The organism is Pseudomonas sp. GM48 (genome assembly GCF_000282335.1).
Lineage (GTDB): Bacteria > Pseudomonadota > Gammaproteobacteria > Pseudomonadales > Pseudomonadaceae > Aquipseudomonas.
The window spans coordinates 86,127-99,569 of the sequence record NZ_AKJM01000115.1 but is presented as its reverse complement, the minus strand read 5'-3'; the positions used below and the strand labels follow the sequence as shown (position 1 = coordinate 99,569).

Annotated in this window: 10 protein-coding genes; 5 read left to right on the top strand and 5 right to left on the bottom strand. The window is 59.5% G+C overall.

The window, feature by feature from the left end:
• Window positions 1-95: 95 nt before the first annotated feature.
• The 3 genes from PMI28_RS08115 to uvrD form a co-directional block, all read right to left on the bottom strand.
• On the bottom strand, window positions 96-974 hold the full coding sequence (locus PMI28_RS08115; RefSeq protein WP_007989642.1) for a Tim44 domain-containing protein: 879 nt from the start codon (window positions 972-974) through the stop codon (window positions 96-98).
• Window positions 975-1,153: 179 nt separating this feature from the next.
• Window positions 1,154-1,594, bottom strand: coding sequence for an EamA family transporter (locus PMI28_RS08120; protein ID WP_007989639.1), 441 nt, complete (start codon window positions 1,592-1,594; stop codon window positions 1,154-1,156).
• A gap of 146 nt (window positions 1,595-1,740) precedes the next feature.
• Entirely contained in the window at window positions 1,741-3,924 is a 2,184-nt protein-coding gene (gene uvrD, locus PMI28_RS08125) for a DNA helicase II (RefSeq protein ID WP_007989636.1), read from the bottom strand.
• Window positions 3,925-4,180: 256 nt separating this feature from the next.
• On the opposite strand from uvrD, the gene PMI28_RS08130 reads away from it, so the two are divergent.
• Window positions 4,181-7,051: an EAL domain-containing protein gene (locus PMI28_RS08130; RefSeq protein WP_007989633.1), complete on the top strand. Its 2,871-nt coding sequence runs from the start codon at window positions 4,181-4,183 to the stop codon at window positions 7,049-7,051.
• 62 nt (window positions 7,052-7,113) lie between these two features.
• On the opposite strand, the gene PMI28_RS08135 is transcribed toward PMI28_RS08130, so the two are convergent.
• Entirely contained in the window at window positions 7,114-7,428 is a 315-nt protein-coding gene (locus tag PMI28_RS08135; RefSeq protein ID WP_007989630.1) for a hypothetical protein, read from the bottom strand.
• Between the two features lie 351 nt (window positions 7,429-7,779).
• On the opposite strand from PMI28_RS08135, the gene hexR reads away from it, so the two are divergent.
• Entirely contained in the window at window positions 7,780-8,646 is an 867-nt protein-coding gene (gene hexR / locus PMI28_RS08140) for a transcriptional regulator HexR (protein WP_007927594.1), read from the top strand.
• Between the two features lie 214 nt (window positions 8,647-8,860).
• Window positions 8,861-9,070: a PA3496 family putative envelope integrity protein gene (locus PMI28_RS29865; RefSeq protein WP_007989628.1), complete on the top strand. Its 210-nt coding sequence runs from the start codon at window positions 8,861-8,863 to the stop codon at window positions 9,068-9,070.
• On the opposite strand, the gene PMI28_RS08145 is transcribed toward PMI28_RS29865, so the two are convergent.
• The gene (locus PMI28_RS08145; RefSeq protein ID WP_007989625.1) at window positions 9,012-9,974 is read right to left on the bottom strand and encodes a LysR family transcriptional regulator; all 963 of its coding nucleotides are present in this window, start codon (window positions 9,972-9,974) and stop codon (window positions 9,012-9,014) included. The genes PMI28_RS29865 and PMI28_RS08145 overlap by 59 nt on opposite strands.
• A 191-nt stretch (window positions 9,975-10,165) precedes the next feature.
• Between PMI28_RS08145 and PMI28_RS08150 the strand changes: the two genes are divergently transcribed.
• Together PMI28_RS08150 and oadA are read left to right on the top strand one after the other, a co-directional pair.
• A complete protein-coding gene (locus PMI28_RS08150) occupies window positions 10,166-11,581 on the top strand; it encodes an acetyl-CoA carboxylase biotin carboxylase subunit (RefSeq protein ID WP_007971702.1) in 1,416 nt (471 codons plus the stop codon).
• Window positions 11,582-11,592: 11 nt separating this feature from the next.
• Window positions 11,593-13,401 carry a sodium-extruding oxaloacetate decarboxylase subunit alpha gene (oadA, locus tag PMI28_RS08155; RefSeq protein ID WP_007989622.1) on the top strand — a complete coding sequence of 603 codons (1,809 nt, stop codon included), beginning with the start codon at window positions 11,593-11,595 and terminating at the stop codon, window positions 13,399-13,401.
• Window positions 13,402-13,443 lie beyond the last annotated feature (42 nt).

The window sequence follows — 13,443 nt, the reverse complement described above, 5'->3', positions numbered from 1 at the left end:
GTTTATACAGTAGCTCGCTATAGATGCAACCGCGAAATAGAAAACCCCAGCCAGGGCTGGGGTTTTTATTGCAGCAAGTGAAACGCGGAGGAGGATCAGCCGTTCTGGCGGATACCGGCCACCAGCCAAGGCTGGTTTTCGCCCTGTGCGCGTTCCATGTTCCAGCTTTCGCTGAAGACTTCGCCCTGGTCGAAACGCGAGGTTTTCGACACGCCAGTGAAGGTCAGGGTAGCGATGGTCTTGTCGGTGCGATCGTCCACGCCGTCCAGCTGTACATTGAGGTTATCAATGTAGGTGGACTGGAAACCGTCACCCAGGTCTGCCCGCTCACGCTTGAGGAACTCCAGCATTTGCGGGGTCACGAACTCGGCGATCTTGTCCATTTCATTGGCGTCCCAGTGCTGTTGCAGGGACTGGAAGTGATTGCGCGCCGCTTCGACGAAGTTGCTTTCGTTGAACCAGGCTGGAGCATTGATCACCGGACGAGCGGCAACAGGCGCTGCCGAACCACCGAAGATCGAACCGCCGGCCGGCTTCTGTTCGAACACTTCACGTTGCATCGGCGCGTGGCCGGCCGGAGCGTAATGCTCCTGCTGCTTGCGCCGACGGGCGGCGATAAAGCGGAAGACCAGGAACGCAATGACGGCCATGATCAGGATGTCGAAGATCTGCATGCCCTGGAAGCCGCCACCCATGAACATGGATGCCAGCAGGCCACCGGCCGCGATACCGGCCAGAGGGCCGAGCCAGCGCGAAGCGCCACCGGCCTTGGCAGCGGCGCCAGCGGCACCGGCAGCACCAGCGGTCGCCGCAGCGCCGCCCATGCCTGGGGAAGAAGGAGCCATCTGGCTGGTCTGGTGCGTCGGCGCAGCACCTGCGCTTTTGCCACCACCGAAGCGCTTGGCGGCATTGACGTCGAGACTCATCGTCAGGCCGATGCACAACGCCATGGCGATGCTAAGAAAACGTTTCATAAAGGGAATTCCCATTTGTGGAAGGCACGCGCGCCATGTTGCACAGCTGAAGTGTTACTGGCTAGCGGCAGAGTGTTTCGGGCTTTTGCCTGACAGGTCATGTTCAGCTTCAGTCAGCGCAATAAGGCCTTTTGACTTTGATATGTCAGATGAATGGATAAGTTTTGCAGGACGTTCGCCTAGCGTCGCAGGGCCAGCATGACGACTCCGGCCGTGATCAGACCGATTCCGCCCCATTGGCGCAGGTCGAGTTTTTCACCCAGCAGGACAACGCCAAGAATGGCCACCAGCACCACGCTGAGTTTGTCCACTGGAGCAACCAGTGACGCCGGACCAACCTTGAGTGCACGGAAATAGCAGATCCACGATGCACCGGTGGCCAGGCCCGACAACAGCAGGAACAGGTAGCTCTTCGCAGAGATCGATCCCAAAGACTGATATTGGCCCGTGGCGTACAAAATCAAGGCCAGACTGACCAATACCACTATCGTACGTAGCAGGGTGGCGAAGTCAGAGTTGACGTTTTCGATGCCAACTTTCGCGAAAATGGCGGTCATCGCCGCGAACGCCGCCGATAACAGGGCCCAGAATGTCCAAGAGGAAAAAAAGCCTGAGCCCATATTTGTCCCCTTTCATTCACATAGGCCAACGCCTAACCCTGTGGGAGCGGGCTTGCTCGCGAAGGCAGCACCGCGGTTCATCAGAAACACCGCGTGATCGTTCTTCGCGAGCAAGCCCGCTCCCACATTAGACTTCTGGCGGTCTTTTAGATCGCCTCCAGCTTGGCATAACCCAGCATCAGCCACTTGCTGCCTTCGCTGAAGTTCACCTGCACCCGGGCCTGAGCCCCGGCGCCTTCGAAGTTGAGGATCACACCATCGCCGAACACCGAGTGCCGTACGGTCTGGCCGAGGCTGAAGCCGGTTTGTGGAATCTCGCTGCCGCTGAACAGGTTGCTGCCACTCATCGACTGGTTGCCACCAAACGGACGGCTGACACTGTTGGACAACCGCACCTCCTGAATCAGACCTTTCGGCACCTCGCGTACGAAGCGCGACACCTTGTTGTAGGTCTCGCTGCCATAAAGGCGGCGGGTTTCGGCAAAGGTCATCACCAGGTTCTGCATGGCCCGGGTGATGCCGACGTAGGCCAGTCGACGCTCTTCCTCAAGGCGGCCGGGTTCTTCCAGGCTCATCTTGTGCGGGAACAGGCCTTCTTCCATGCCCACCAGGAACACATAAGGAAATTCCAGGCCTTTGGCGCTGTGCAGGGTCATCAGTTGAATGCTGTCTTCGTGCTCGTCGGCCTGGGTATCGCCGGCTTCCAGCGAGGCGTGACCGAGGAACGCTGCCAATGGCGTCAGCTCTTCGTCTTCTTCGCTGTTTTCGAAGTTGCGCGCGGCGCTGACCAGTTCCTCAAGGTTTTCTACCCGGGCCTGGCCTTTCTCGCCTTTTTCCGCTTGGTGATAGGCAATCAGCCCCGATTGCTCGATGACGGTCTGGGTCATCAGGTGCAGCGGCATTTCCATGCATTTGGCGGCGAGGTTCTCGATCAACTCGATAAACGCGCCAAGGGCACCGGCCGCACGACCGGTCAGGCCTTTGTTGGCCACCAGTTGGCGCATTGCTTCCCACATCGACACATCGCTGTGGCGCGCATGGTCGCGGATCGCTTCGACGGTTTTCTCGCCGATGCCACGGGCCGGCACGTTGATCACCCGTTCCAGCGCGGCATCGTTGCCCCGTCCTTCGAGCAACCGCAGGTAAGCCATGGCGTTCTTGATTTCGGCGCGCTCGAAGAAGCGCTGGCCGCCATAGATGCGGTACGGAATGCGTTCACGCAGCAGCGCTTCTTCCAAAACCCGCGATTGGGCGTTGGAGCGGTACAGAATCGCGATATCGCTGCGAGACAGGCCGGTTTTCAGCGCGCTTTCTATGGTTTCGACAACGTAACGTGCTTCGTCATGTTCGTTGAAGGCGGCATACAGATTGATTGCCTCGCCGTCGCCACCGTCGGTCCACAGCTCTTTGCCCAGGCGCCCGGTGTTGTTGGCGATCAAGGCGTTGGCTGCCTTCAGGATGCCGGCGGTGGAGCGATAGTTTTGCTCCAGGCGAATGGTTTCGGCGTCCGGGAAGTCTTCGGAATACTGGTAGATGTTCTCGATTTTCGCGCCGCGCCAGCCGTAGATCGACTGGTCGTCGTCGCCCACCACCATCAGGCTGTCGCCACCCTTGGCCAGCAGGCGCAACCAGGCGTACTGCACGGCGTTGGTGTCCTGGAACTCGTCCACCAGAATGTGTCGGAAGCGCTTTTGATAGTGAGCGAGCAGGCCCGGGTGATCGCGCCACAGATCGAGGGCGCGCAGCAGCAATTCGGAGAAGTCGATGACGCCCGCCCGCAGGCAGGCAGCCTCGTAGGCTTCATAGATGCCGCGCATGGTCGCCAGGAACAGGTCACCACTGGCTTGAATGTGTTGCGGACGCAGGCCTTCGTCTTTCTGCCCGTTGATGAACCATTGGGCCTGACGGGCCGGCCAGCGCTGTTCGTCCAGGCCGAGCTCGCGGATCACCCGCTTGACCAGTCGTTGCTGGTCATCGCTGTCGAGGATCTGGAAGGTCTGGCTCAAGCCCGCTTCCTGCCAGTGCGCCCGCAACAAGCGGTGCGCCAGGCCGTGGAAGGTGCCAACCCACATGCCGGCCGGGTTGATGCCCATCAGCTGCTCGATGCGCTGGCGCATCTCGGCAGCAGCCTTGTTGGTGAAGGTCACCGACAGGATGGAGTGGGGCGAGGCGTTTTCGACCTGGATCAACCAGGCGATACGGTGCACCAGCACTCGGGTTTTACCGGAACCAGCACCGGCCAGGACCAACTGACGACCCACGGGGGCCGCTACGGCCTGGCGTTGGGCATCGTTGAGGGAGTTCAGCAGAAGGGAGAGATCATCGCGCATCAGGGCATTCTAGGGGGCCGCGACACACCGGGCAAACTCCGCTTCGATTTAGCCGATGAAAGTTATGCAAAGGACGACCGGTCAGTCATCGGCTGCAGGCGTTGGCGGGGCATGCCTTCGGCGTTTTCAGGGGCGTCGGCGGCTGAAAAATTTGGCGATTTGTTGATCAGCAGCAGTTTGGTCCGGGCAATTGCTTGTGTATGCTCCGAGCAGTTTCGGGCTCATGCTCATCATTATAAGAACAAGAACATCGCCTATGACCCTCAGCTTCGACCTGTCGGGCCCCACTGTGGAGCCCCGGGTTATCCGCAAGCAATACGCCATGGAAATGGCGGTCGAACGCACGCGCCTGTTGTATCAGGGCTCGCTGCTGCCCACGTTGTTCATGCTGATCAATGGCCTGGTCTGTGCCGGTTTGCTCTGGAGCCCGCAGCGCTACTTCCTGGTCAGCGTGTGGCTGGTCTGGTTGCTGTCGCTGGTGGCATTGCGGGTCATCCAGGTCGCCGCCTTTGATTCGGCCATACCCAACCGTCAAGCCAATCCTGTCTGGGGACGCATGTTTTTGCTCGGTTCGGGCCTGACCGGCCTGACCCTGGCGGGTGCCGGCATCGCGTTGGTCCCCGCCGACAATTTTATCCAGCAAGCCTGGGTGTTCGGCCTGATCGGCGCCGCGGCATTGTCGGCCAGCGTTGCTTATGCAGTGAGTCTGCCGGCCTTCCTGTCTTTTACCTTGCCCTGCCTGTTGCCAGCCATTGCCTATATGTTCTGGGGCGCAGATGAGCAACAGCACGGCTGGGGCTGGTTCGGCCTGATATTGCTTGGTGCACTGAGTGTCGTTGCCTGGCAGGTCAATCGATTGATCGATCGCGGTCTGTTGCGGCGTTTTCAGAATCAGGCGCTGATCGAGCATTTGCAACACGCCCGCAATTGCAGTGACCAGCTCAATCAGAAACTGGCCGGGGAAGTCGACCAACGCCGTCGGGCCGAAGACGAGTTGCGGCAAATCCAGGCTGAACTGGAAAGCCGCGTCACCCAGCGCAGCCTGGAACTGGACGCGGCCAACCAGGCCCTGAGCAAAAGCGAAGCACGCCTGGCGCTCGCCTTGAAAGCCAGTGAGCTGGGGCTTTGGGACTGGAACCTGCAGACCGACGAAGTGCATCACACCCTGATTCAGGAGCTGTTCGGCCTGGAGCCGGAATATGTGACAGCGATGCTGCGCCATCTCAAGCCGCGCTTGCACCCCGAGGATCTTCCGGTCTTGCGTCGGGCGCTGGTCGAGCACTTGAAGGGCCGAAGCGAGGATTACCAGGTCGAGTACCGGGTGCGTCATGGCGACGGTCACTGGGTCTGGATCGAGGACCGTGGCCGGGCAGTCGAGCGCAGCAAAAACGGCCGGGTCATTCGCATGGTCGGGACGCGGCGCGACATCAGTGCCAGCAAGGTGCTGGAGGAACAACAGCAACTGGCAGCGACGGTGTTCGAGGCGGCCAGTGAAGGCATCGTGATTTTTGACCCCGCCTATGCACTGATTGCCGTCAACCAGGCTTTCAGCCGCGTAACGGGTTATGACATCGAGGACATTCTCGGGCGCAACGTGGTCGAGTTGCCGTGCAGTCGCGACGCCCGCCGGCACTTCACCGCGATCCATCAAGCGCTGGAGCAGCACGGCAGTTGGCAGGGCGAGCTGGTGGAAACCCGCAAGAACGGGGAGATGTACCCGCAATGGCTTCAGCTGAATACCGTGCGTGATCCTCGGGGGAAGATCAGCCATATAGTGGGCTTCTTCGCTGATCTGTCGGCGAGACGCGAATCCGAAGAGCGCATGCGCTACCTGACCCACTATGACGAATTGACCGGCCTGGCCAATCGCTCGCTGTTTCGTGAGCGGTTGAGCGAGGCGCACCAACGGGTACGTCAGGGCGGTTATCGCAGTCTGGCATTGCTGCACATCAATCTGGACCGCTTCAAGCTGCTCAATGACAGTCTCGGCCATGAAGTCGCTGACCAACTGTTGCAGAAAATGGCCCGGCGGATGGTCAACGCGTTGCCGGAGGCAGACACCATTGCGCGCTTGTCCGGCGATGAATTTGCGGTGCTGTTCAATTCCTACGGCAACCTGTCGAGCCTGGCGCGGGTGGCGACACGGTTGGCAACCAAGTTACGCCTGCCGGTGACGGTCGAAGGGCATGAGCTGGTGGTCAGTGCGTCCATGGGTATTAGTCTGCTTCCGGACAACGCCCGGGAGATGTCTGCATTGGTCAGCCAGTCGAACATGGCCATGCAACATGCCAAGCACTTGGGCGGCAACAACTTCCAGTTCTACACCGACAGCCTGCAGGCCAGCACCCTGGAACGCCTGCAACTGGAAAACCATCTGCGCAAAGCTATCGAAGACAAACAGCTCAAGGTGTATTACCAGCCGAAGCTGTGCCTGGCCACCGGCCGGTTGAACGCCGCTGAAGCGCTGGTGCGCTGGGATCATCCGACCATGGGCCGTGTGCCGCCGGGGGACTTTATCGGGCTGGCCGAGGAAACCGGGCTGATCGGTCCGATCGGCGAGTTCGTACTGCGCCAGGCTTGCTGGCAAGCCTGTGAATGGCAGCGCCAGGGGCTTGAGCCGATTCGGGTTTCGGTCAATTTGTCGGTGCATCAGTTGCGCCAGGGCAAGTTGGTCAGCCTGGTGCGCCAGGTACTGGAAGAAACCGGGCTGGCACCGCACTTCCTAGAGCTGGAGTTGACCGAAAGCCAGTTGCTGGACAGCGTCGAGCACATCATTGCGACCTTCCAGCAGTTGCGCGATCTTGGGGTGAAACTGGCGATCGATGATTTTGGCACCGGCTATTCATCCCTGAGCTACCTCAAGCGCATTCCCGTGGATTACGTGAAGATCGATCAGGCGTTTATCCGCGGGCTGGGGGAGGGTACCGAGGATGCGGCGATCACCCGGGCGATCATTGCAATGGCCCATGGTTTGTCATTGAAGGTTGTGGCGGAAGGGGTGGAGCGGCAGGAGCAGCTTGAGTTTCTAAAGGCCGAGCACTGCGATGAGGTGCAAGGCTATCTGATCAGTCGGCCGGTAGAGGCGCAAGACCTGGCGGGCCAGCTACGAGGGCAGGACGCGGATTGACTGAGGATGCTTCCCGTCAGGCCCTTTGGCGGTTTGACGGGAAGTTTGCAGCAGGTAATTATTTAAGCGGTGATCAGTACTTTATCAATGTGGTGCAGTAACTTTCCTTCGAAGAAAATACTGACGCCAGTAACATTTGATTCACCGGCTACTCGGTATTCGACAAACCTGTCGGTTAATACTTGAAGTGCAATTGCGCCGGTGTCTTCAATTTTCAGGTCTAGACGTAAATCATAAGATTTGTCCTGCACCTCGCTCAGCACCAGCCTGGCTGTAATGCCAGAGTTGGCAACGGTCACGGTACCGAAAGTGCGGAAGGATGCAGCGCCGGGCATGCGATCAATTTGGGCGATCCAGTCTTTGGTTGTAATGGTCATTGTGTGTAACTCCTTTAACTAAGATAGTTGCGTCCTGCCTGGTTAATATATCCATCTTTATTTGTTTGTGGGTGGCGATAGTTGACTTGTTTGTAAGTTGATTTTGGTTGTGTGTTGTTGATGAGATAACTAATGGTGAAGTTTGTAAGGGCGGGCTCATTTTTGTCGCAACGCCAAAAGGCGAGCGTCGATGAGTAACTGGAAAGCTGGTGATGAGCGCTACATGGAGCGCGCGTGCCTGAATGTCGAGGGATGTGGTTACGCATTGAGCAGGCAAAAAGCCGATTCATGTAGTATAACTACAAGCGTGCTACATCCCCGGCACCTGCCAATAACAAAGAGTCCAGCCCTTTGAATCTGCTGCAACACATCGCCCAGTCTCGCCACCTGTTACGCAAGTCGGAGCTCAAGGTCGCCGACCATGTGCTGCTTGATCCTGCGGCCGTGATGCACAGCTCAATGGCCGACCTGGCCCACAGCGTGGGCATCAGCGAGCCGACCATCGTGCGTTTTTGCCGCGCCATCGGTTGCTCCGGTTTCCAGGACCTGAAGCTGAAGCTGGCCCAGAGCCTGGCGGCGGGTGCGAGTTTCGGCCAGTTCGCGATCCATGAGGATGATTCGGTCGCCGACTACAGCCTGAAAATCTTCGACACCACATTGCACACCCTGATGGAGGTTCGCGAGAAGCTCGATCCGGTGGAGTTGCAGCGAGCGGTGACGCTAATGTCCCAGGCCCAGCGTGTCGAGTTCTATGGCTTCGGCGCCTCGGGTGCGGTCGCGGCGGACGCTCAGCACAAGTTCTTCCGTTTGCTGCTCACCGCTGCGGCGTATTCCGACCCGCACATGCAGGCGATGTCGGCGGTGACCCTGAAGCCGACCGATGTGGCGATCTGCATTTCCCAGTCGGGGCGTTCCAAGGATTTGCTGATCACTGCCAACCTGGTGCGTGAAAGCGGTGCTTCGTTGATCACCCTGTGCCCGAGCCAGACGCCATTGGCCGAGCTGTCGACCGTCAACCTGGCGATCGATGTGCATGAGGACACCGAAATCTACACGCCGTTGACCTCGCGGATCGCCCATCTGGTCGTTATCGACGTATTGGCGATGGGTGTGGCCATGGCGCGCGGACCGAGCCTGGTGAACCACCTCAAGAGCGTCAAGCGCAGCCTGCGCAGTTTGCGGTTGTCGCCAAAGTCAGTGAAGGCACTGGACGACTGATCTCAAGACTGGCGCGGACCCTGTGGCGAGGGAGCTTGCTCCCGCTCGGCTGCGCAGCAGTCGCAAAATCTTAGGGTCGCTACGCAACCCAGCGGGAGCAAGCTCCCTCGCCACAGGTCCAGCCAATGTTCATCGGTCTGTAATCAACGAGCCGCCAAACCGTCATCCCGCGCGCCTATCTTGAAACTCCCGTACTCGCCTTGGGAGACTCGAAATGGCCATGCCCTACGAAGAACGCAACAGCGCTGTCAAAACCCGTCGTCAGCAAGAAGATCAGCGCCGTATGGAATTCCGCCGCGCCATCGAAGATCGCTGCGAACGTCGTCAGCTTCTGGCCGAGATTGGCGATTTTCCAGAGCTGGAGCTCAACTTCTGGCAGTCATCTCCCTCGACTTCCCGTCGAAACGCTCAACCAGCGCGCTGATCTGAATCCGTTCGCTACGAACAAACGCCAGGAAGGCGTGAGCCACCGGTGACAGGCGTTTCGCCTTGGCCTGCACCAGACACCAGCTGCGGTAGAGCGGCAATTCTTCGACCGGCAATTCGATCAGTCCGCCGGTTGCCAGTTCAAGGTTCAGGGCGTGGCGCGTCAATAGCGCAACGCCCAGACCCGCCAATACACATTCACGCTGAGCTTCGGCAGACGAGACTTCCTGAGTCTGGTTGAAGTGCACGCGCTTCTCTTTGAAGTATTCTTCGCACGCAAGCCGCGTCCCGGAGCCTGGCTCACGCAGCAGTAGTGTGTAGGGCTCGAGATCCTGCAAGCGCAGCGGCCCCATATGGCACAGCGGGTGATCCGGTGGCGCCACGGCGACGATCGGGTTATTCAGGAACGGCAGAAATTCCAGGCCCATGTCCTGGGGCACCATGGACATGATCACCAGGTCGTCGCGGTTATCCGACAGGCGCCGAATGACCTGGCCGCGATTGACCACCGTCAGTTGCAGGTTCACTTCCGGGTGCTGGCGTTTGAATGCGGCAAACAAGTGCGGCACGAAATACTTGGCGCTGGATTCCACTGCCAGTTTCAGTTGCCCCTGCAACGAGCCCTGCATGTCCGACAGCTGCATGTCGAGGTTTTCCAGGCGCCCGAAAATATCCCGGCTGGCCCGCTGTAACGCTTCAGCGGCTTCGGTCATGTAGAGTTTTTTGCCGACGTAATCGAACAAAGGCTGGCCAATCAGCTCTTCAAGCTGACGAATCTGTAGGCTGACGGCAGGTTGTGTGAGCGACATTTCCTCGGCCGCTCGGCTGTAGGACCGCAAATCACAGACCTCGTTAAAGATCTGCAATTGCCGCAAAGTCATACGCATCAATGACTTACGCATTATCTGGTCGCTCTCGTCGCTGGCTGGTGATTCAACTATAAGTCTTTACTTATGCGCGACCCAATTATTATTCATTTTTGTTAATCCCTTGTGGGCGCTAGTGTGGACCTGCGACCAAATTGAAACATTTGGTCACGCGTCGACCTGGGTCTAGCAGGTCGTGGGTACCACCGGCTCAAGGGAAACTCCAAGTGATAACAAAGATCCTGATCGCCAACCGTGGTGAGATTGCCGTACGAATTGTACGTGCCTGCGCCGAAATGGGCATTCGCTCGGTCGCGATCTACTCCGACGCCGACCGTCATGCTTTGCACGTCAAGCGTGCGGACGAAGCCCACAGCATTGGTGCCGAACCGCTGGCCGGTTACCTGAACCCGCGCAAGCTGGTGAACCTGGCTGTGGAAACCGGTTGCGATGCGCTGCACCCCGGTTACGGATTCCTTTCGGAAAACGCCGAACTGGCGGAGATCTGCGCCGAGCGCGGGATCAAGTTCATCGGCCCATCGGCTGAAGTCATTCGTCGCATGGGCGACAAGACCGAAGCCCGCCGCAGCATGATCAAGGCCGGCGTACCGGTGACCCCGGGCACCGAAGGCAACGTGTCGGGTATCGAAGAAGCCCTGACCGAAGGCGATCGCATCGGCTACCCGGTGATGCTCAAGGCCACGTCCGGTGGTGGCGGCCGCGGTATTCGTCGCTGCAACAGCCGCGAAGAACTCGAACAGGCCTTCCCTCGGGTGATTTCCGAAGCCACCAAGGCATTTGGTTCGGCGGAAGTGTTCCTGGAAAAATGTATCGTCAATCCTAAGCACATCGAAGCGCAGATTCTTGGCGACAGCTTCGGCAACGTAGTGCACCTGTTCGAGCGTGACTGCTCGATCCAGCGTCGCAACCAGAAGCTGATCGAGATCGCCCCGAGCCCGCAACTGACCCCGGAACAGCGCGCCTACATCGGCGACCTGTCGGTGCGTGCAGCCAAGGCCGTAGGTTACGAGAACGCCGGCACCGTGGAGTTCCTGCTCGCCGAGGGCGAGGTGTACTTCATGGAGATGAACACCCGGGTGCAGGTGGAACACACCATCACCGAAGAAATCACCGGCATCGACATTGTCCGCGAGCAGATCCGCATCGCTTCCGGCCTGCCGCTTTCGGTGAAACAGGAAGACATCCAGCACCGTGGTTTCGCCCTGCAATTCCGGATCAACGCCGAAGACCCGAAGAACAACTTCCTGCCGAGCTTCGGCAAGATCACCCGCTACTACGCCCCCGGTGGTCCTGGCGTGCGTACCGACACGGCGATCTATACCGGCTACACCATTCCACCGTTCTACGACTCCATGTGCCTGAAACTGGTGGTGTGGGCGCTGACCTGGGAAGAGGCGATGGACCGTGGCTTGCGCGCCCTGGACGACATGCGTCTGCAAGGGGTCAAGACTACCGCCGCGTATTACCAGGAAATCCTGCGTAACCCGGAATTCCGTAGCGGCCAGTTCAATACCAGCTTCGTTGAAAGCCATCCTGAACTGACCAACTACTCGATCAAGCGCAAACCCGAAGAGCTGGCCCTGGCCATCGCCGCCGCCATCGCCGCCCACGCAGGCCTGTGAGGAATAAAACAATGTCCAAGAAGATTCACGTAACCGACACCATCCTGCGCGACGCCCACCAATCGCTGCTCGCGACCCGCATGCGCACCGAAGACATGCTGCCGATTTGCGACAAGCTCGACAAAGTCGGCTACTGGTCGCTGGAGTGCTGGGGTGGCGCGACATTCGACGCCTGCGTGCGCTTCCTGAAAGAAGACCCGTGGGAGCGTCTGCGCCAACTGCGCGCCGCGCTGCCTAACACCCGCCTGCAAATGCTGTTGCGCGGCCAGAACCTGCTGGGCTACCGCCACTACAGCGACGACGTGGTCAAAGCTTTCGTCGCCAAGGCAGCGGTCAACGGCATCGACGTGTTCCGCATCTTCGACGCCATGAACGACGTGCGTAACCTGCGCGTGGCCATCGAAGCGGTAAAAGCCGCCGGCAAACACGCCCAGGGCACCATCGCCTACACCACCAGCCCGGTGCACACCATCGAGGCCTTCGTGAACCAGGCCAAGCAAATGGAAGCCATGGGTTGCGACTCGGTGGCGATCAAGGACATGGCCGGTCTGCTGACCCCATACGCCACCGGCGAACTGGTCAAGGCCCTGAAAGCCGAGCAATCGCTGCCAGTGTTCATTCACTCGCACGACACCGCTGGCCTGGCCGCGATGTGCCAGATGAAGGCCATCGAAAACGGTGCTGACCACATCGATACCGCAATCTCCAGCTTCGCCTGGGGCACCAGCCACCCGGGCACCGAGTCGATGGTCGCAGCGCTTAAAGGCAGCGAGTTCGACACCGGCCTGAACCTGGAGCTGCTGCAAGAGATCGGTCTGTACTTCTACGCCGTGCGCAAGAAGTACCACCAGTTCGAAAGCGAATTCACTGCCGTTGACACCCGCGTTCAAGTCAACCAGGTACCGGGCGGGATGATTTCCAACCTGGCCAACCAGTTGAAAGAGCAGGGCGCCCTCAACCGCATGAACGAAGTGCTGGCCGAAATCCCGCGGGTTCGCGAAGACCTCGGCTTCCCGCCGCTGGTGACCCCGACTTCGCAGATCGTTGGCACCCAGGCATTCTTCAACGTGCTGGCCGGCGAGCGCTACAAGACCATCACCAACGAAGTGAAGCTGTACTTGCAGGGCGGTTACGGCAAGGCGCCGGGCACCGTGAACGAACAACTGCGTCGCCAGGCCATCGGCAGCGAAGAAGTGATCGACGTGCGTCCGGCCGACCTGCTCAAGCCGGAAATGACCAAGCTGCGTGCCGACATCGGTGCACTGGCCAAGTCTGAAGAAGACGTGCTGACCTTTGCCATGTTCCCGGACATCGGCCGCAAGTTCCTCGAAGAGCGCGCGGCTGGCACCCTGACTCCTGAAGTGCTGTTGCCGATTCCGGAAGCCGGCAAGGTGGCTTCGGCGGGCGGCGAAGGCGTGCCGACCGAGTTCGTCATCGACGTCCACGGCGAAACCTACCGCGTCGACATCACCGGTGTCGGCGTCAAGGCCGAAGGCAAGCGTCACTTCTACCTGTCCATCGATGGCATGCCGGAAGAAGTGGTGTTCGAACCGCTCAACGAGTTCGTCAGCGGCGGCAGCAGCAAGCGCAAGCAAGCCACTGCACCGGGCCATGTCAGCACCACCATGCCGGGCAACATCGTCGATGTGCTGGTCAAGGAGGGCGACACCGTCAAGGCAGGCCAGGCTGTGCTGATCACCGAAGCGATGAAGATGGAAACCGAAGTCCAGGCCGCCATCGCCGGTAAAGTCACCGCCATTCACGTGGCCAAGGGCGACCGGGTGAACCCGGGCGAGATCCTGATCGAGATCGAAGGCTGAGTAAACGGCCTCGATACAACGCTTTAAACCTCGGGGAGGCAT